The following is an 18,460-nucleotide window of genomic DNA, read 5'->3' as shown; positions in this document are numbered from 1 at the left end:
CTCACGCGTCCTTCTGCTTGGTGCCGAAGATCTTGTCACCGGCATCGCCCAGGCCTGGGATGATGTAGCCGTGTTCGTTCAGACGCTCATCGATGGACGCGGTGTAGATCTGCACGTCCGGGTGGGCCTTCTCGACGGCAGCGATGCCTTCGGGGGCAGCGACCAGCACCATGGCGCGGATGTCCCGGCAACCGGCTTTTTTCAGCAGGTCGATGGTGGCAACCATGGAGCTGCCGGTGGCGAGCATCGGGTCGATGATCATCGCCAGGCGCTCGTTGATTTCTGGAACGAGTTTTTCCAGGTAGGTGTGGGCCTGCAGCGTTTCTTCGTTGCGGGCCACGCCCACGGCGCTGACCTTGGCGCCCGGGATCAGGCTGAGCACGCCTTCGAGCATGCCGATACCGGCGCGCAGGATCGGCACCACGGTGATTTTCTTACCGGCGATTTTCTCGACCTGGACGGGACCGGCCCAACCAGGAATCTCGTAGCTTTCCAGGGGCAAGTCCTTGGTCGCTTCGTAAGTGAGCAACGCTCCGACTTCCTGAGCAAGCTCACGGAAGTTCTTCGTGCTAATGTCGGCGCGGCGCATAAGGCCGAGCTTGTGTCGGATCAGCGGATGGCGGATCTCGCGAGTGGGCATGGGAAAGGCTCCGGCGGCGGGCAAAAAAACCGGCCTAGATTAATCTATCCGAGGGTGTTGTCCTATAGACATCTAGTACGTTAGTCCATTAAGGCTTGCTCGGAGCGCACGAGAAGCGTACCTTCGCCCGCTTTTCTTGCCACAGCACCCCCTTGGAGAGCGCCATGTCCGCTGATCTCGAGCATATCCGTCAAATCATGCACGAGGCTGACTGCCTGTACACCGAAGCGCAAGTCGAAGAAGCGATCGCCAAGGTCGGCGCACACATCACCCGTGAAATGGCCGACACCAACCCGGTGGTCTTCTGCGTGATGAACGGTGGCCTGATCTTCGCCGGCAAATTGCTGACCCACCTGCAATTCCCGCTGGAAGCGTCCTACCTGCATGCCACCCGTTATCGCAACGAAACCAGCGGCGGCGACCTGTTCTGGAAGGCCAAGCCGGAAGTCTCGTTCATTGATCGCGACGTGCTGATCATCGATGACATCCTCGACGAAGGTCACACCCTGGGCGCGATCATCGACTTCTGCAAACACGCCGGCGCGCGCAAAGTGCACACCGCCGTGCTGATCGACAAAGACCACGACCGCAAGGCGCGCCCGGACCTGAAAGCCGATTACGTCGGCCTGCCGTGCATCGACCGCTACATCTTCGGTTACGGCATGGACTACAAAGGCTACTGGCGCAACGCCAATGGAATCTTCGCCGTCAAAGGAATGTAAGCATGGCCCGCTTTCTTGATCAGACGCTGTTTGCCGAACTGGCCGAGAAAGCGGCCGCCAGCCCTCGTGGCCGACACCACCACAACTTTCATCAGATGGAAGAGCCCTGCCATCGCCTGGCGGTGGGCCTGCAACCGGACACCTATGTGCCGCCTCATCGGCACTTGAGTGCGGACAAGGCGGAAACCTTGCTGGTGCTGCAGGGCCGTTTGGGTGTGCTGGTGTTCAGCGAAACCGGCGAGGTGCTCGCCAAGCGCGTCATGCAGGCGGGCGGTGAGTGCGCGGGTGTCGACCTGCCGCCGGGTGTGTTCCATGGCCTAGTGGTGCTGGAGCCCGACACGGTGATGTTCGAGTGCAAGGCCGGCCCTTATCGTCCGGTGGGCGAGGGCGAACTGGCCGACTGGGCACCCCGTGAAGGTGACGCTGGCGTGGCCGAGTATCAACGCTGGATGCTTGCCCAGTTCGATTGAGCTACAGTGCTGGGCCCACCTTGCCGGAGCGGCCCATGAGCCTGTTGACACGCACCTGCGCCGCCCTGGCGTTGACCCTCAGTTTGCCCCTGGCCGCGGCGCCTGCGCCGATGCACAGCCAATTCTTGCCCTCGGATGACCTGACCCTGCGCGCCGAAGCGCCGGACCAGCAGCAACTGCTGCAAGTCACCGAGTACGCGGTAGTGGTGGGCAACCAGCGCCAATCCAGCCAGCAACCGATCCCGGTGACTTCGCCGCTGATGATTCGCCTCAAGGGCAAGTCCCTCAACAAGGGCGCGACGATAAGCCAAGTGGTGCTCAATTTTGATGCTGAGAGCAAAAGCCTGAAAAAGCCCGCTTACGATGACAAGAGCAAGACGCTGACCTTGTCGTACCCGGTGGCCCAGTACCGCGTGATCGTCGACTTGCTGCGCAATGACACGGTGTATGTGCAGTTCCTCAGTTATGCCAACGGGCATATCTGGGCGGATTTGCATACCGGAGCCGTTCGCGCGAAGTAGTCAGGCGACACAGATTCCGCTATGTGGATGCAATTGATGTGGGGGCTGGCTTGCCTGCGACAGCGTTGTCTCAGTGACAGAGGGGCCAGTTGACCCACCGCTATCGCAGGCAAGCCAGCTCCCACATAAGTGTTTGGTTGTTTTCGAAGGTGGTGTCTGGCAGGTAGACTTCAGACCCCGTGTAAATGTCTGCAGGCTGGAGTCGGTAATGCGTAAAGATAAGAAACAGGTGATTGGTGATGAGATCGGCGACGATCAGATCAAGTTGTTCCTGGACTTCGAGCCGGTCGACGCGACTTCACCGTCCCTGCACAAACTGATCAAGGCCTACCGTGGCCTGCGTATCGACGACTTCGAACGGTTCCTGGGCTTCTTCAAGGAAGCCGGCCTGGACCTCGACGGCAAGGATGAGCATGGCCAGACCTTTGTCGATCTGATCAAGGACCAGCGTAATGCCGCCGAGTACATCGAGCTGATCGATAACGCCCGCGGCTGATTATCCTAGACACACAAAAACGCCCCGCTCTCATCATGAGAGCGGGGCGTTTTTTATGGCGTCACGACCTCAAGCGTAGCTTTCGGTCTCGGCGGCAGGTGCCACCAGCTCAAGGCTGATGTTGTTCTGCGTGTTGATCTTGCGATACAGCTCGGCATCCGTCTCCAGGACCTTTTCCCGCGCCGGGAAAATTTCCTGCAGCTTGGCGGCCCATTCACCCGACGCTTTGCTTGGGAAGCACTTCTCGATCAGTTCCAGCATGATCGAAACGGTCACCGAAGCACCCGGGGACGCCCCCAGCAGCGCGGCCAACGAACCATCTTTGGCCGCGACCAGCTCGGTACCGAATTGCAGCACGCCGCCTTTCTTCGGGTCTTTCTTGATGATCTGCACCCGTTGACCGGCCACTTCCAGGCGCCAGTCTTCGGCTTTCGCCTCAGGGTAGAAGCGGCGCAGGGATTCCAGGCGCTGTTCCATGGATTGGCGCACTTCGCTGACCAGGTACTTGGTCAGGTCCATGTTGTCGCGCGCCACGGCCAGCATCGGGCCGATGTTGCCGGCACGAATCGACAGGGGTAGGTCGAGGAACGAACCGTGCTTGAGGAACTTGGTGGTGAAACCGGCGTATGGCCCGAACAGCAGGGACTTCTTGCCATCCACCACGCGGGTGTCCAGATGCGGCACGGACATCGGTGGCGAGCCCACGGCAGCCTGGCTGTAGACCTTGGCCTGGTGGTGCTTGACCACTTCCGGGTTGTCGCAACGCAGCCACTGGCCGCTGACCGGGAAGCCGCCAAAACCTTTGCTTTCCTCGATGCCCGAGGCTTGCAGCAGCGGCAGGGCTGCGCCACCGGCGCCGAGGAACACAAACTTGGCGTCCACTTCACGGCTGTTGCCGCTGTTGACGTCCTTGATGCTCACGGTCCAGCCCGCGCCGTTGCGCTTGAGGCCGGTTACACGCTTGCTGTACTTGACCTGGGCGTCTGCCGAGCTGGTCAGGTGGCTGAGCAGTTGGTTGGTCAGCGCGCCGAAGTTGACGTCCGTGCCGTTCATCACGCGGGTGGCCGCGATTTTTTCGTCGAGCGGACGGCCCGGCATCATCAGCGGCATCCACTCGGCCATTTCGTTGCGGTCTTCGGTGTAGTGCATGTCCGAAAACGCGTGGTGCTGGCGGAGGGATTCAAAGCGCTTCTTGAGGAAGTCCACGCCTTTTTCGCCCTGCACGAAGCTCAAGTGCGGCACCGGGCTGATAAAGGACTTGGACGAGCCAAAGGTGCCCTTTTTGGTCAGGTACGCCCAGAACTGCTTCGACACCTCGAACTGGGTGTTGATGTGCACGGCTTTCTTGATGTCGATGGAGCCATCGGCAGCCTGCGGTGTGTAGTTCAGCTCACACAGGCCGGCGTGGCCGGTACCGGCGTTGTTCCACGGGTTGGAACTTTCCGCGGCACCCGAATCCATCAGCTCAACGACTTCCAGCTTGAGGCCGGGGTCGAGCTCTTTGAGCAGTACGGCCAGGGTGGCACTCATGATGCCGGCCCCTACCAGTACTACGTCGACTGCTTCGTTATGCGCCATTTAACGCGTCTCCAAAATCTGCAGCACCAAATTGACGGCATGGCTGCCAGGAGTGACGGGGCGGTTCACGTGTTGCCCCAGGTTACCCATGGCCAGGATCGCCATGTCCGATTCGCAATTCTTTGCAACTTCAGCGCACGCTTCCTGCCGGGCTAATCTGCCTATGAACGCATTCATGGGCGCCTGTGGCAATTCGACTTATGGTCAAAGCGTGCGATTCGTGCAACCAATCCGTAGCGGACAGGCTCAAGCTCCGGTTCTTGAGGCGTGCTCGGTCCTGTGTGGTTGGGCTGTTCCAGACGCTGATGGTGCTTGTACAAACGCCAAACTATTCATTTGCTCGCCACACTCTTGTGAAGTTGTGAAAACCCGTTTTTTCACGCTCTTTTGAAGACGTGAACCTCAAAAAAGGGCTGCCCCAGCCTGGCACCTGGCCCGGATACCTTGCCGACACGCGGCAAAACGGGCAAACAACTCAAGTGGCCGAGCGCAATGGCAGCTCTGGCAGATTCGATAAAGGCGGAGGGTTTGCAGGGAAAACAGCAAGCACGCCAGCTTCACTCGATCTGTGTGGGCGGCTCTCTGTGGGCGATTCTTGGGCTAATGCCGAGGCATTAACGATGCTGCGAGGCCCGATCAGGAGACGTCCTTATAATCGGGGGGAGATTGTAGCGAAGAACGCCAGGGAAATGGGCGTGTTTTATGACTTTTATTAGGTGTTCGGTCAGGCGGCCAACGGCTGGTGGCGGGACGACCGCGCAGGACGCGGGCTGACGCGGGCCCGGGCAGGCAATGGGTGGTGCATCCAGCTCAGGCGGATTTCATCGATTTCTACCCAGCCGTCGCCAACTGGAGGCTGGCTGCACTCTTTGAACGCCTGGCAACGCCCCTGTGCATCGAGAAGGGCGAATTGGCGAAGGGCGGTCTTGCGCGTGAACAGTGACCATAGAAAATGCATGGCGATCGACCTCCTGAGATTGGGGCCAAGCATGCCTGCCCGGGATGACGAGCCCATGTAACGGGTGTGACATATCGGTGACATCGAACCGCGTTCCAGGCAAGGGGTCACAGGTTGTAACTGATGCTAGTTCCCGGCAGTGGCGCCCCGCTATACTGCCGGCCTGTCGGTACCTGATTTCTGGAGAGAAGAGCATGTTGCAACGCCTGTTGTTCGGTTTGATCACTGTGACCAGTTTGACCCTGGTTGGCTGCGCCAACAGCCCGCAACAACTGACCCCGGAACCGAAGATCACCACCCAGCTGGCGCCAGTGGGCCACGGCCAGCCGGTATCGGTACGGGTGGTGGATGGTCGTCCATCGCCGACGCTCGGCTCGCGCGGTGGCCTGTACCCGGAAACCGCCCTGGTGTCGGTGAACGCTCAAGACGTGCTGCCCAAGCTGCAGGCCCAGGCCGAAGCCGCCGTGCGCCTGCTGGGTTTCACCCCAAGCCCCAACGCCCCGGGCGCTCCGCAGTTGACGATCACCCTGGCCGAATTGAAGTATCAGTCGCCTAAAGACGGCCTGTACGTGACCGAAGCGTCCATCGGCGCGACCTTCAAGTCCGACGTCAGCGCCGGCACCCGTCGCTACAGTGGTCGCTATGGCGCGTCCCTGAACCAGCGTTTCGGTATGTCGCCGAACCAGGAAACCAACACCAAGCTGGTCAGCGACGTCCTGAGCGACGCCTTGACCCGTCTGTTCAAGGACCCAAGCATCGGTTCGCTGCTCAGCGCGCAATAACCGATCCGATAGAAAACCGGGCTCAGTGATGAGCCCGGTTTTTTTTCGCCTCCCGTTTCATGCGGCAGTGTCGATACAGAAATCCAGCAGGCTTACCCCCGTCAGCAGATCGGCCTCCGGCAGGTCCGCATGCTGGTGCCCGCCAAGGGCGCAATACACCAGCCAGTGGCGGTCCTGGACGTTGAACGCCAGGCCGCCGATCAGCGCCTCTTGCTCATCGCTCTGGGCGATCAGGTACAGCCGATCCTGGTTTTGCGCGTGCAGCATGACAAGCTCCTAAGCATCGAAGGGCAACAGAGTGGCTTGTTAAGGTGACGTTCAGGTGACGGTGTAAATTACTGGATACATTAACCGTCCATGGGGGAGGGAGCATGAGCGGCGCCGGAGGCCACTATCGTTCAGGTTTGTATCTGAACTGATACCAAGACACTGTTTTACCGAGGTTTGCGATGGCGCTGCCCGCACTATTGATCAATGTTGTGGCTTTAATGGTGGCTTGCCCGGGTGCGGCGCTGCTGTTTATCACCCGCCTGCGCGAACAGCGCGCAATGGCCGAGTTGACCGCGCAAAGCGAAGACCGGGCAATCGACCAACCGATGTTGTTTCTGGATGTGCGCACCGAACGGGCGCATCGTCTGGCTTACCGCATCGGGTTCGCCTGCCTGGGGCTGGCGCTGGCCTTTTCCTGGCTCAGCACCCACCTCTAAAACGCCACAACACAAATGTGGGAGCGAGCAAGCCCGCTCCCACATTTTGATCAGTGTTTACAAAGGTATTCCGGCTTTAACTCGATATTGATTACGCACCGGGGTTGCATACTGCACCACCAGGAATGGCCGGTGCTCGGCCGGGCATTCGTTCAGGCGGCGCTCCCATTCAGCCTTGGCCTTGGCCAGTTCATCCGCCGGGAACACCTCGGCTGCCGTCGGCACCTGCAGTTGCGGGTCGGCGTCGCTCCATTGCTGGTAGGCCAGGTAGTGCACCGGGAACAACCGGTAACCGCCGAGAATCTGCCGATCCATTTCCACCGCCAGTAGCTTGGTGTCTTCGAAACGCTCGGTAATCGGCGGCGCGAAGTTGATGTGCACCCGGCCCTTGTAGCCCGTGATGCCCAAGGCGATGCTTACGTCATCCTCGCCTGGTGCCTTGCTGTAGGTGCCGGTGGTGGCGCGGATGTACAACTCGCGTGCCTTGGCGGTATCGCAGGGGTCGTACTCGTAGCTGATCGACACGGGCGTCAGGTTCAGCGACTGGATCACCTCGGCAAACGGCTCGTCCTTGCGGCTGACGTGGAACATCTTGAGGATCGCCGACTCGGTGCGGTCATCGCCATCCTTGGCGCGCCCTTCGGCCTGGGCGATCCAGATGGATTGGCAGTCGTTGCGGATCGAATGGTTGATGTAGGCCGACAGCAGGTTGTAGGCCGCCATCTTCTCCTTTCGTCCGGTGATCGAGCGGTGCACGATGAAGCTCTTGTTCAGGCGCATCAGGTCGCTGACAAACGGCTTTTGCAGCAGGTTGTCGCCAATGGCGATGCGTGGCGTCGGCAGGCCGGCGTGGTAGACGGCATAGTTGACGAAGGCCGGGTCCATCACGATATCGCGGTGGTTGGCCAGGAACAGGTAGGCGGTGCCGGACTTGAGCTGCTCGACGCCCGTGTAGGTCACACCGTCCGTCGCTCGGTCAATGGTGTGGTCGACGTAATACTCGACTTTGTCCTGCAGCGTGGCCACGGTGGTGACGCCGGCGAATTCACGGCGCAATTTGCGGGCGATCATCGGCTTGAGCAGCCAGCCCAGGGCGCCGGCAAAGCGCGGGAAGCGGAAGTGGGTCAGGATGTCCAGAAAGGCCTTGTCACTGAACAGACGTGCCAGCACTGCCGGGACTTCGCTGTCATTGTAAGGTCGGATGGTATCGAATTCGCCCATCATGCTCTCTTGTTAGAAACGGCTAGGGTAAGTAAAGGAAATACCAGGGCGCGGCGCGAGTAATGGGCTCGGCCGAACGATAACCCTGTAAATAGACCGGCGATTATACGCACAAGTCACCTTGGAGGCTGCGATGCTGGAAAGCGCGACGTACGATTGTCCTTATTGTGGTGAAGTGGTCGAGACAACGGTGGATTTGTCGGGCGGTGATCAGACCTATATAGAAGACTGCCAGGTGTGTTGCCGGCCGATCATTTTCGATCTGCAGGTCCATGGTGAAGAATGGATGCTTGAAACCCGCAGCGAAAATGAATAAAGGGGGCGCCCATGCAGCGAATCTACGAACCGGAAAACCTGATGGAAGGCGAGTTGCTGCAGCAGATGCTCGCCAGCGAGGGCATCGAAGCGCACCTGGTGGGCCGCCATTTGCTGGGTGGCACCGGCGAATTGCCGATCTTCGGCCTATTGGGCCTGGAGGTGGACAACGACCGGGCCGTCGACGCCCGCGCGCTGATCACTGCCTATATTGGCGCGCAACCCTTGCCCGGCGACGAACCGGACAGCTTCCCCGACGTGCTGGTCTGTTAGGCTGTCGGTCGGTTTACCCAAGAGTCGTGTTGCCCCATGTGTGGACGTTATGCCCTGTTTCGCTGGACCCCCGCTTTTGCTGCCTTGCCGGGCTTCCCGGCTGACCAGCAGGCTCAGTGGAACATCTCCCCGAATGATTCGGTGCTGATCCAGCGCCTGAGCGACGGCCAGCGCACCCTGGCGCGCGCGCGCTGGGGGCTTACGCCACCCTGGCTCACCGACCTTTCCCGCACGCCCGCCCATGCACGCGCCGAAACCCTGGCCGAGCAACCGATGTTTCGCGAAGCGTTCCGTCAACGCCGCTGCCTGCTGCCGGCCAATGGGTTCTACGAATGGCGCGGCACCCAGCGCAAACGCCCGTACTGGCTCACGCCGGGGGAGGGCTCAGCGTTGTTTTTTGCCGCGATCTGGGAGGCTTACCCCGTGCAGGAGCAGGTGTGGCTGAGCACAGCGGTGGTGACCCAGGCGGCGCAGGCTCAGCGCCGGCCGCTGATTCTGGATGCCGAGGGGCAGGACGCCTGGCTTGATCCCGAGACGCCGTTGCATGTGTTGCAAGGGCTGTTGGCCAGCGAGCCCACCGCGTTGCGCGAGCGGGTGTTGGCCAACATGGTCAATGATCCGAAGCTCAATGGGCCTGAGTGCCTGACCCCGGCGTGAGTCACTAAGTGTTGGGTTAGGTTGACTGGCCCCTTCGCGAGCAAGCCCGCTCCCCCATTTGGATGTGTGAACACAGTCAAAATGTGGGAGCGGGCTTGCTCGCGAAGGCGGCCTCAAGCCACCGAAAATCCCTAGACTTTGAACTGATTGATCAACCGGCGCTGCTGCTCCGCCAGCTTGGTCAAGTCCGCACTGGCCGCGCTGGATTCATCCGCGCCGCCTGCTACTTCATTGGCCACTTGGCCGATGTTGATCACGTTGCGATTGATGTCCTCGGCCACCGCGCTCTGTTCTTCGGCGGCACTGGCGATCTGGGTGTTCATGTCGTTGATCACCGAGACTGCCTGGGTGATCGTTTCCAGCGCTTCGGCCGCCTTGGCCGCGTGTTGCACGCTTTCATCGGTGCGGTTCTGGCTGTCCTCCATCACCCGCACCACGTCCCGCGTGCCTTGTTGCAACTGCTGGATCATGGTCTGGATTTCTTCGGTGGCTTTTTGGGTCTTCTGCGCCAGGTTGCGCACTTCGTCAGCCACTACGGCAAAACCACGGCCTTGTTCGCCGGCGCGGGCTGCCTCAATGGCTGCGTTCAGCGCCAGCAGGTTGGTCTGTTCCGCGATCCCGCGAATCGCGGTAAGGATGGCGTTGATGTTCTCGCTGTCCTTGGCCAGGGTTTGCACCACGCCCACGGCCTTGCCGATTTCCTCGGCCAACGCGCCGATGGAAGTGGAGGTGTCGCGCACAATGCGCATGCCCTGGCTGGCGGCCTGGTCGGCATGGCTGGCGGCTTGCGCGGCCTGGGTGGCGTTGCGCGCAACATCTTGCGCAGTCGCGGTCATCTCATGCACAGCGGTGGCGACCTGGTCGATTTCCACCATCTGTTTGTGCACGCCCTGGTTGGTGCGGATCGCGATGTCGGCGGTGTGCTCTGACGAATCGCTGACCTTCTGCACCGAGCTCACCACCTGAGTGATCATGCCTTGCAGCTTGATCAGGAAGGTGTTGAAGCCGGCTGCAATCGCGCCCAGTTCATCGGCGCGGTCGCTGGTCAGGCGTCGCGTCAGGTCGCCTTCGCCCTGGGCGATGTCATTGAGCATGGCCACCATTTGCTTGAGCGGGCGGGCGATGCCGTGACCGACCAGCCAGATCACCAGCAGGCCGATACCGGCGATCAACAGGCCGGCGATGGTCATGCCGAAAATGTCGGTCTTGCGTTGGGCTTCCAGGTCGCTTTGCAGTTTCTGCGAGTCAGCCATCACCGCGCTGAGGGGCAGTTGCATCATCAGGGTCCAGCGTGCGTCGGTCTGGCCGATAGTGAACGGCAGGAACAACTCGATATGCCCGTGTTCCTTGTCGATGTCGTAGCGAACTTCGCCGACGCTCAGTTGGTTGAGGTTGGTCAGTTCGTTGCTGTCGAGCAGGTCGGTGGCCTTTTCACCGAGTTTGCTGGCGTCCTTGGTGTAGGCCACCAGGCGGCCGTTGCTGGAGATCAGCGCCAGCTCACCGGCACCGTTGTAGAGCTTTTGATCGGCGCTGGTGAGCATGTCCTGAATGAAGTTCACCGACAGATCGGCACCGACGATGCCCTGGAAGCTGCCGTCGATCATGATCGGTTCGATAAACGAAGCGAGCATCACCATGGCATTGCCGACCTTGTAAGGGGCAGGGTCGATGGCGCAGGCCTTTTTGTTTTCCTTGGAGCACAGGTAGTACTCGCTGGCGCGCACACCGGTGGACAAAATGTTCTGGTCGTTGACGTCGGCAAGCTTATCCAGGCCCAGGCTGCCATCTGCGTTGCGGTACCACCACGGCAGGAAACGTCCGTCGGCGCCCATGCCGATAATCGGGCTGTTCACGTAGGCGGCGTCGTTGTGATCGATGGCGTTGGCCTCCCAGCCAATGTAGGCGCCGAGGATCTTCGGGTTGCGCACCACGGTTTCGTGCAGCAGGTTGATCAGTTGCTCGCGGCCGACCTGCAGGGCCGGTTCACCCTTGGCGTCTTTCATGCCGAGCAGGGCGTTGGCGGTCGCCAGGCTCTTGGCCGTCACCAGCGGTGCTTCCAATTCCCGCTGGATCAACGTGGCTTGGGTCTGCGCCAGGGCAGTGAGGCGTTGCTCGATAATCTGCTCGAACTGCACCTGGGTGCGCTCCTGCACCATCTCTTGGGTCCGTGCGCCGGCAAACAAGGCGTACAGCACCAGCACCGCGACCACGCTCAGGACAATGGCCCCGGCCAATGCCGCGACAGAAAACTGAATCGACTTGAATTTCATGAAAGCTCCGGGCACAGGGGGACGATCCGCTTTTTTGTATCGGCCACGGACGCGTTGCGCATGAGGGGTTGTCCTGCAAAATTGTTGGGGATGTCGCAAACGGAATGCCCGCCGCCGTTGCGGGTGCAGGTGGGATGTATCTGAAAATCTGCGGTTACACGTCTGGTGTATCTGGCGCCGATACAAATGTGCGCCTACGATACGCGCCATGTTTTCAGGGAGCAGGCGCATGAATATGAAAGGTATGAAGCAATCGTTGGCCGTTAGCGGGTTGGTCGCAGCGATGCTGCTGGCAGGCTGTCAGTCGGTCAACACCACCAGCGGCGGCGCCGTTGGGGTCGAGCGCAAGCAGTACATGTTCAGCATGCTGTCGAGCCAGGAAGTCGACCAGATGTATGCCCAGTCCTACCAGCAGACCCTGGGTGAAGCCAGCGGCAAGGGGCTGGTGGACAAGACCAGCGCCAACGCCAAGCGTGTGCAGGCGATTGCCAACCGCTTGATCGCCCAGGCACCGACCTTCCGCCCGGATGCGGCGCAATGGAAGTGGGAAGTGAACCTGATCAAGAGCGACGAGATGAACGCCAACTGCGGGCCTGGCGGCAAGATCTTCGTGTACAGCGCGTTGATCGACAACCTCAAGCTCACCGATGACGAACTGGCCGCCGTGATGGGCCATGAAATCGCCCACGCGTTGCGTGAACACGGGCGTGAAGCCATGTCCAAGGCCTACGGGATCGAGATGGCCAAGCAGGGTGCCGGTGCGTTGTTCGGCCTGGGCCAGGACAGCCTGGCATTGGCCGACACCGTGGCCAACTACGGCATGACCTTGCCCAACAGCCGCAGCAATGAAAACGAAGCCGACTTGATCGGCCTGGAACTGTCAGCCCGTGCGGGCTACAACCCGAACGCCGCTATTACGCTGTGGAACAAGATGGCCAAGGCCTCGGAAGGCGCGCCGCCGGAGTTCATGAGCACTCACCCGGCGTCCGACAGCCGAATCGCCTCGTTGCAGGCGGCGATTCCGAAGGTGATGCCGCTGTACCAGCAGGCAAAAAAATCCTGAGTTAACGCAGATCAATGTGGGAGCCGGGCTTGCCCGCGATGCAGGCGGCTCGGTCTCTCAGTTGCACCGGGTTGCTGCCATCGCAGGCAAGCCAGCTCTCACAGGGATCGGGTTTGCAGCCTTAGATCCAGCCGCTGCTTTGCATGGCTTTGTACACGGCCACAATCGCCAGGACGAAAAACGCAGTCGCCGCCAGTCGACGAATCAGCGTCAACGGCAGTTTCTCCGCTGCAAAATTCCCCGCCAAGACCACCGGCACGTTGGCAATCAGCATGCCCAGGGTCGTCCCGATAATCACCAGCCACAGTTCCGGATACTGCGCCGCCAGCATCACCGTGGCGATCTGGGTCTTGTCACCGATTTCCGCCAGGAAGAACGCAATCAGCGTGGTCAGGAATGGCCCGAATTTGCGTGTGGTGCTGGCTTCGTCATCGTCGAGTTTATCCGGCACCAGGGTCCAGAGCGCCGTGGCGCAGAAGCTCGCGGCGAGGATCCAGTGCAACACCGCATCCGAGAAGAAACTGCCGAACCAGGCACCCACGGCACCGGCCGCCGCATGGTTGGCCAGGGTCGCGGCGACGATGCCGGCGATGATCGGCCAGGGTTTGCGAAAGCGTGCGGCAAGGATGAGCGCGAGCAGTTGCGTCTTGTCGCCGATTTCGGCCAAGGCAACGATTGCGGTAGGAACGAGTAGTGAATCCAGCATCAGGTTAGTTTCCAGGGGCGGGTCGACACGGCTATGACACGTACAGCCTTCCCGCCCCGGGTAAGGTGTGCGTGTCATAGGTCTTGTCAAACCCCGGTCCGTCTGTGCGGACTCCTGGGTCGCATACGCCATGGTCTGCTGACCAAGTATGTTGACGTATGCCGGACGAGCGTGGCGCTCGTGGGAGACTACTCCCCTAGGACGGAGCGGATTCTGCCTAGGCAAAATCCATTCGGCAAGCCTTCTTTTTCAAACGCCCGTCAGCCGCGCTTGGCACGGTAGATGCGAAAACCGTTGCCTTCGGCCTTCACCGCACACACGCCCAGATGCTCTTCGATCAATGGCTGGTACTTGAGGAAGCTGTTGGCAACCAGGCGAAGTTCGCCGCCTTTTGCCAGGTGTTTCGCCGCTTTTCGCAGCAGATTCTCAGTGGCGAAGTAATCGGTATGCACGCCGACATGGAACGGTGGGTTGCTCAAAATCGCGTTCAAACCCATCGGCGCGGCATCGATGCCATCACCAGTCAGCACCTCGGCTTCCAGGCCGTTGGCGGCTAGGGTCAGGCGGCTGCTGGCGGCGGCAAAGGCGTCCACATCCAGCATCGTCACGCTGTTGTGCGGGTAGCGACGTTTGACCGCAGCCCCCAGCACGCCGGCGCCACAACCAAAGTCCAGTAGATGGCCGCTTGGCAGCTTGTCCAGGTGCTCCAGCAACAGTTCGGTGCCGCGATCCAGTCGACCGTGGCTGAACACGCCCGGCAGGCTCACCACCTTCAGCGGGCCTTCGGCCAGCGGTACCTCGAAGACCTGTGCCAGGCTTTCCAGCTCGACCGCTTGCGGCGCGTTGGCCACGGTGACCTGCCACAGCTGGCAATGCCGCGCGTTGTCGAGCTTGCGTGGCTTGCCGAAGGGGATCATCTGCTTGGCGGCGCTTTCGATGCCGGATTTTTTCTCGCCGACCAGAAACAACTCGGCGCCGGGCAAGCGAGAGGCCACAGCGTTGAGCAGGTAGTCGGTCAGGTCCTTGGACTTGGGCAGGAAGATCACCGCCGCCTCAAAGGCGCGCTCCGGCACGTTCACGCCAAAGTGGCTGCGCTCGGCGAAGCGTGCATCGAGCGCCGCCTGGTCGCCGGCATGCCAGCTCCAGCCGTGGGCGTTGGGCAGGCGGCCGAGCAGGTCGTCGGCGGGCAGGCCCACCAACAGCAGGTTGCCTTGAAAAAGTTCGGCCTGACGAAGCAGTACTTCACTGCGCGGATCCATGGTCTGCTCCTTGAAAAGGGGCGCAGTTTATCAACTCACAACGCGCAGCGGGGCGCCGCTGAAAAAGCCCTGGGCGTTTTCCGCCAGTTGGCCGACGATGCGTTGTCGCGCTTCGCGACTGCCCCAGGCGTTATGTGGCGTGACGATCAGGCGGGGGATATCGCCGGCCAGCAGCGGGTTGCCGTTGACCGGCGGCTCCACGCTCAGCACATCGGTGGCCGCACCGCCCAGATGACCGCTGCGCAAGGCGTCGGCCAAGGCTTGCTCGTTGATCAAGCCACCGCGTGCGGTATTGACCACAAACGCGCCGGGCTTGAGCAACGCCAGTTCACGGGCGCCGATAAAGTCGCGGGTGTGTTCGTTGAGCGGGCAGTGCAGGGTGAGCGCGTCGACTTGGGTCAACAGTTCATCCAATGGCACGCGGTCGGCACGGGCAGGGCGGCCCGGGATCGCGCCAAGCAGCACGCGCATGCCAAAGGCCTCGGCCAGGCGTGCCACGGCGCCGCCCAACTCGCCATGGCCGAGCAGGCCGAGGGTTTTGCCTTCCAGTTCGACGATGGGGTGGTCGAGCAGGCAGAACTGTTTGGCCTCCTGCCACTTGCCGGCGTTTACATCCCGTTGGTAATCCTGCAAGCGCGTGGCCAGGTTGAGCAGCAGCATGATCGTGTGCTGCGCCACCGATGGCGTGCCATAGCCCTGGCAGTTGCTTACAGTGATGCCATGGGCGCGGGCGGCTTCGAGGTCGACGTTGTTGGTGCCGGTGGCCGAGACGAGGATCAACTTGAGTTCCGGGCAGGTCGCCAGGGTTGCGCTGTTGAGGGCGATCTTGTTACTGATCACCACCTGGGCGCCCTGCAGGCGTTCAACCAGGTTCTGCGGCGTGGTGTCCGAAAACAGCTGCAACTCGCTGAAACTGTCGCGCAGGTCGCTGAGGTCAAGGTCCCCCAGGTCCAGGGACGGGTGATCGAGGAAGACGGCGCGGCGATTGTTCGTCATCAACTGTACCTTTTGCGACAGGGTTCGAAGGCGTAATCTGCCGAGCCTATCAGATGAAATAATCAGTTACTTAATTGGAGTGAGCATGTACGCCGCCGAGTTCTTGACCGTAGCCCTGATTCACTTATTGGCGGTGGCCAGCCCTGGCCCGGATTTCGCGGTGGTGGTGCGTGAAAGTGTTACCCACGGTCGCCGCGCCGGGACCTGGACCGCACTGGGTGTGGGGTCGGCGATTTTCCTGCACGTGGGTTACTCGTTGCTCGGTATTGGCTTGATCGTGTCCCAGTCCATCGTGCTGTTCAACGCGCTCAAGTGGGCGGCGGCGGCCTACCTGTTGTACATCGGCTTCAAGGCCCTGCGCGCGCAGCCGGCCAAGCCTGCCGCCGAGGGCGAGCTGCACCGCGAAGCCGGCGAGCGGACCCCGCGCGGCGCGTTCACAGCCGGTTTCGTGACCAACGGCTTGAACCCCAAGGCCACGCTGTTTTTCCTTTCGCTGTTCACCGTGGTGATCAACCCGCACACGCCGCTGGCGATCCAGGCCGGTTACGGCGTGTACCTGGCGGTGGCGACGGCGCTGTGGTTCTGCCTGGTGGCGATGTTGTTCAGCCAGCAGCGCGTGCGCGCCGGTTTTGCGCGAATGGGGCATTGGTTTGATCGGACCATGGGCGCGGTGTTGATTGCGATTGGGGTAAAGCTGGCTTTCACCAGCATGAAATAGGCCGGATGCTGGCGCAAAGCTAGCATCCATTGGGGTCTGCAAATCATTCCTTTGGCTGATTTGGCTGAAACATAAGGTCTCTACAGTGCAGATCTTCAAGCCAAGACTGTGCAGTCATAAAAAGGGATTCGTATGTTGCAGACCCGTGTTATCCCGCCCGCCGAAGGTGCGTACCAATACCCGCTGTTGATCAAACGCCTGTTGATGTCCGGCACCCGTTACGAGAAGACCCGGGAAATCGTCTACCGCGACAAACTGCGCTACACCTACCCGACCCTGATCGAGCGGGTCGCGCGGCTGGCCAATGTGCTGACCGAGGCGGGGGTCAAGGCTGGTGACACCGTGGCGGTGATGGATTGGGACAGCCACCGTTACCTGGAGTGCATGTTCGCCATCCCGATGATCGGCGCGGTGATCCACACCATCAATGTGCGCCTGTCGCCGGAACAGATCCTGTACACCATGAACCATGCCGAGGACCGCTTCGTGCTGGTCAACAGTGAGTTCGTGGGGCTTTACCAGGCAATTGCCGGGCACCTGACCACGGTCGACAAGACCCTGCTGCTCACCGACGGTGATGCCAAGACCGCCGAGCTGCCCAACCTGGTCGGTGAGTATGAAACCCTGCTGGCGGCCGCCAGCCCGAAGTATGACTTCCAGGACTTCGACGAACACTCCGTTGCCACCACCTTCTACACCACTGGCACCACCGGTAACCCCAAGGGCGTGTATTTCACCCACCGCCAGTTGGTGCTGCACACCATCGGTGTGGCGACCATCATGGGCAGCGTCGACAGTGTGCGGCTGCTGGGCACCAACGATGTGTACATGCCGATCACGCCGATGTTCCACGTGCACGCCTGGGGGCTGCCGTACGTGGCAACCATGCTCGGCCTGAAGCAGGTCTACCCTGGCCGCTATGACCCGGAATACCTGGTGGAGCTGTGGCGCAAGGAAAAGGTCACTTTTTCCCACTGCGTGCCGACCATCCTGCAAATGGTCCTCAATGCCAAGGCCGCCCAGGACGTGGATTTCGGTGGCTGGAAAATCGTCATCGGCGGCAGTGCGCTCAATCGTTCGCTGTATGAAGCCTCCAAGGCGCGTGGCATTCAGTTGACCGCCGCGTATGGCATGTCCGAGACCGGGCCGTTGGTGTCCTGCGCCCACCTCAACGAAGAGTTGATGGCGGGCACCGAGGATGAACGCACCACCTACCGTATCAAGGCCGGTGTGCCCGGGCCGTTGGTAGAAGCCGCGATCATCGACAGTGATGGCAACTTCCTGCCGGCCGACGGCGAGTCCCAGGGTGAGCTGGTATTGCGCGCGCCGTGGCTCAGCGAAGGCTATTTCAACGAGCCGCAAAAGGGCGCCGAGCTGTGGGAAGGCGGCTGGATGCACACCGGCGACGTCGCCACGCTGGATGCATTCGGCGTGATCGACATTCGCGACCGCATCAAGGACGTGATCAAGACTGGCGGCGAGTGGATCTCGTCCCTGGCCCTCGAAGACCTGGTCAGCCGCCACCCGGCGGTACGCGAAGTAGCGGTGGTGGGCATTGCCGACCCGCAATGGGGCGAGCGCCCGTTTGCCTTGCTGGTGGTGCGTGATGGCCATGTGATAGGGGCCCGCGAGCTCAAGGAACACCTCAAGCCGTTCGTGGAGCTGGGCCACTTGAGCAAGTGGGCGATTCCGAGCCAGATTGCCGTTGTTACTGAAATTCCCAAGACGAGTGTAGGAAAACTCGACAAAAAACGTATCCGTATCGACATCATCGAATGGCAGGCCAACAACAGTACCTTCCTGTCCACCCTCTGAGCCGGTTTGCCGTGCCCGTATGGCACGGCAATGCTCTATCTCGCGCCTTCACTTGTGATTTGCCAATTTTCAGCCATCCTTGCCGCGTCGGCCTTCGCCGACGTGGCGAAAGGGTCGTGGCAGACGGGTCGGTGATGCAAATCACACTTTAGAGGGATCAAGCACTACCCCCTGCTGGCTATAGTCCCTTCCAGAGTTTTTCACGGATGTTCCGCTACGGGCCATGGGGGCTCGACTGCCGAGCGGCATTGGAATCGTTGTATTCCGGCCGTTACACGCATCACAGAAAGAAC

At 60.9% G+C, this 18,460-nt stretch carries 21 protein-coding genes, 1 pseudogene and 1 riboswitch; of the genes and pseudogenes, 12 read left to right on the top strand and 10 right to left on the bottom strand.

Going from position 1 to position 18,460, the window contains the following annotated elements; genetic code table 11:
- Position 1: 1 nt before the first annotated feature.
- Entirely contained in the window at positions 2-640 is a 639-nt protein-coding gene (upp, locus tag CWC48_RS05745; protein ID WP_025856322.1) for a uracil phosphoribosyltransferase, read from the bottom strand.
- Positions 641-804: 164 nt separating this feature from the next.
- Here upp and CWC48_RS05740 point away from each other — a divergent pair, with 164 nt between their 5' ends.
- The 4 genes from CWC48_RS05740 to CWC48_RS05725 all read left to right on the top strand — a co-directional run bounded on the left by CWC48_RS05740 (position 805) and on the right by CWC48_RS05725 (position 2,849).
- The gene (locus tag CWC48_RS05740; RefSeq protein ID WP_078046900.1) at positions 805-1,362 is read left to right on the top strand and encodes a hypoxanthine-guanine phosphoribosyltransferase; all 558 of its coding nucleotides are present in this window, start codon (positions 805-807) and stop codon (positions 1,360-1,362) included.
- A gap of 2 nt (positions 1,363-1,364) precedes the next feature.
- The gene (locus CWC48_RS05735; protein ID WP_099494057.1) at positions 1,365-1,832 is read left to right on the top strand and encodes a WbuC family cupin fold metalloprotein; all 468 of its coding nucleotides are present in this window, start codon (positions 1,365-1,367) and stop codon (positions 1,830-1,832) included.
- 35 nt (positions 1,833-1,867) lie between these two features.
- The gene (locus CWC48_RS05730) at positions 1,868-2,353 is read left to right on the top strand and encodes a hypothetical protein (protein WP_078046902.1); all 486 of its coding nucleotides are present in this window, start codon (positions 1,868-1,870) and stop codon (positions 2,351-2,353) included.
- A 208-nt stretch (positions 2,354-2,561) separates the two neighbouring features.
- On the top strand, positions 2,562-2,849 hold the full coding sequence (locus CWC48_RS05725; protein ID WP_003188614.1) for a PA4642 family protein: 288 nt from the start codon (positions 2,562-2,564) through the stop codon (positions 2,847-2,849).
- A gap of 69 nt (positions 2,850-2,918) precedes the next feature.
- Here CWC48_RS05725 and mqo read toward each other — a convergent pair whose 3' ends face one another.
- Both mqo and CWC48_RS05715 read right to left on the bottom strand, forming a co-directional pair.
- A complete protein-coding gene (mqo, locus tag CWC48_RS05720) occupies positions 2,919-4,427 on the bottom strand; it encodes a malate dehydrogenase (quinone) (protein WP_078046903.1) in 1,509 nt (502 codons plus the stop codon).
- Positions 4,428-5,151: 724 nt separating this feature from the next.
- Positions 5,152-5,385 (bottom strand): hypothetical protein, encoded by a 234-nt coding sequence (locus CWC48_RS05715; RefSeq protein WP_078046904.1) that lies wholly within the window; start codon positions 5,383-5,385, stop codon positions 5,152-5,154.
- Between the two features lie 194 nt (positions 5,386-5,579).
- Here CWC48_RS05715 and CWC48_RS05710 point away from each other — a divergent pair, with 194 nt between their 5' ends.
- On the top strand, positions 5,580-6,167 hold the full coding sequence (locus CWC48_RS05710; protein WP_078046905.1) for a YajG family lipoprotein: 588 nt from the start codon (positions 5,580-5,582) through the stop codon (positions 6,165-6,167).
- A gap of 57 nt (positions 6,168-6,224) precedes the next feature.
- Here CWC48_RS05710 and CWC48_RS05705 read toward each other — a convergent pair whose 3' ends face one another.
- Positions 6,225-6,434 (bottom strand): hypothetical protein, encoded by a 210-nt coding sequence (locus CWC48_RS05705; RefSeq protein WP_058422975.1) that lies wholly within the window; start codon positions 6,432-6,434, stop codon positions 6,225-6,227.
- 182 nt (positions 6,435-6,616) lie between these two features.
- On the opposite strand from CWC48_RS05705, the gene CWC48_RS05700 reads away from it, so the two are divergent.
- Complete coding sequence (locus CWC48_RS05700) at positions 6,617-6,874, top strand: hypothetical protein (RefSeq protein WP_099494059.1); 258 nt, start codon at positions 6,617-6,619, stop codon at positions 6,872-6,874.
- Positions 6,875-6,931: 57 nt separating this feature from the next.
- Here the strand turns inward: CWC48_RS05700 and CWC48_RS05695 are convergent, their stop codons facing one another.
- Positions 6,932-8,095, bottom strand: coding sequence for a 1-acyl-sn-glycerol-3-phosphate acyltransferase (locus CWC48_RS05695; RefSeq protein ID WP_177409476.1), 1,164 nt, complete (start codon positions 8,093-8,095; stop codon positions 6,932-6,934).
- A gap of 133 nt (positions 8,096-8,228) precedes the next feature.
- On the opposite strand from CWC48_RS05695, the gene CWC48_RS05690 reads away from it, so the two are divergent.
- The 3 genes from CWC48_RS05690 to CWC48_RS05680 are packed head-to-tail and all read left to right on the top strand — an operon-like array spanning position 8,229 to position 9,340.
- Positions 8,229-8,411 carry a CPXCG motif-containing cysteine-rich protein gene (locus tag CWC48_RS05690; RefSeq protein ID WP_012722266.1) on the top strand — a complete coding sequence of 61 codons (183 nt, stop codon included), beginning with the start codon at positions 8,229-8,231 and terminating at the stop codon, positions 8,409-8,411.
- 11 nt (positions 8,412-8,422) lie between these two features.
- Complete coding sequence (locus tag CWC48_RS05685; protein ID WP_078046908.1) at positions 8,423-8,683, top strand: putative signal transducing protein; 261 nt, start codon at positions 8,423-8,425, stop codon at positions 8,681-8,683.
- A gap of 36 nt (positions 8,684-8,719) precedes the next feature.
- The gene (locus tag CWC48_RS05680; protein ID WP_099494061.1) at positions 8,720-9,340 is read left to right on the top strand and encodes an SOS response-associated peptidase; all 621 of its coding nucleotides are present in this window, start codon (positions 8,720-8,722) and stop codon (positions 9,338-9,340) included.
- 131 nt (positions 9,341-9,471) lie between these two features.
- On the opposite strand, the gene CWC48_RS30785 is transcribed toward CWC48_RS05680, so the two are convergent.
- Together CWC48_RS30785 and CWC48_RS30780 are read right to left on the bottom strand one after the other, a co-directional pair.
- Positions 9,472-10,215 carry a methyl-accepting chemotaxis protein gene (locus CWC48_RS30785; protein ID WP_371319328.1) on the bottom strand — a complete coding sequence of 248 codons (744 nt, stop codon included), beginning with the start codon at positions 10,213-10,215 and terminating at the stop codon, positions 9,472-9,474.
- Between the two features lie 114 nt (positions 10,216-10,329).
- Positions 10,330-10,530: pseudogene (locus CWC48_RS30780) on the bottom strand (HAMP domain-containing protein); the annotation flags it as partial.
- A gap of 1,324 nt (positions 10,531-11,854) precedes the next feature.
- Between CWC48_RS30780 and CWC48_RS05670 the strand changes: the two are divergent.
- Positions 11,855-12,673 carry a M48 family metallopeptidase gene (locus CWC48_RS05670; protein WP_078050868.1) on the top strand — a complete coding sequence of 273 codons (819 nt, stop codon included), beginning with the start codon at positions 11,855-11,857 and terminating at the stop codon, positions 12,671-12,673.
- A gap of 121 nt (positions 12,674-12,794) precedes the next feature.
- Here the strand turns inward: CWC48_RS05670 and CWC48_RS05665 are convergent, their stop codons facing one another.
- The 3 genes from CWC48_RS05665 to CWC48_RS05655 all read right to left on the bottom strand — a co-directional run bounded on the left by CWC48_RS05665 (position 12,795) and on the right by CWC48_RS05655 (position 15,634).
- Positions 12,795-13,379, bottom strand: a complete 585-nt coding sequence (locus CWC48_RS05665) for a TMEM165/GDT1 family protein (RefSeq protein ID WP_005784895.1) — start codon at positions 13,377-13,379, stop codon at positions 12,795-12,797.
- An 89-nt stretch (positions 13,380-13,468) separates the two neighbouring features.
- Positions 13,469-13,588: riboswitch (yybP-ykoY riboswitch) on the bottom strand.
- Between the two features lie 51 nt (positions 13,589-13,639).
- Complete coding sequence (locus CWC48_RS05660) at positions 13,640-14,638, bottom strand: class I SAM-dependent methyltransferase (RefSeq protein ID WP_099494062.1); 999 nt, start codon at positions 14,636-14,638, stop codon at positions 13,640-13,642.
- 30 nt (positions 14,639-14,668) lie between these two features.
- Positions 14,669-15,634, bottom strand: a complete 966-nt coding sequence (locus CWC48_RS05655) for a 2-hydroxyacid dehydrogenase (RefSeq protein WP_100491475.1) — start codon at positions 15,632-15,634, stop codon at positions 14,669-14,671.
- Between the two features lie 85 nt (positions 15,635-15,719).
- On the opposite strand from CWC48_RS05655, the gene CWC48_RS05650 reads away from it, so the two are divergent.
- Together CWC48_RS05650 and CWC48_RS05645 are read left to right on the top strand one after the other, a co-directional pair.
- Entirely contained in the window at positions 15,720-16,352 is a 633-nt protein-coding gene (locus tag CWC48_RS05650) for a LysE family translocator (RefSeq protein ID WP_010213066.1), read from the top strand.
- Positions 16,353-16,484: 132 nt separating this feature from the next.
- On the top strand, positions 16,485-18,167 hold the full coding sequence (locus tag CWC48_RS05645; protein WP_078046913.1) for a fatty acid--CoA ligase: 1,683 nt from the start codon (positions 16,485-16,487) through the stop codon (positions 18,165-18,167).
- The last annotated feature ends 293 nt before the right edge of the window (positions 18,168-18,460 follow it).

The sequence above is a fragment of the Pseudomonas sp. S10E 269 genome, from assembly GCF_002798465.1.
Classification (GTDB): domain Bacteria; phylum Pseudomonadota; class Gammaproteobacteria; order Pseudomonadales; family Pseudomonadaceae; genus Aquipseudomonas; species Aquipseudomonas pergaminensis.
Note: the sequence above shows the minus strand (reverse complement) of the source record. Positions and strands in the feature narration are given on the sequence as shown.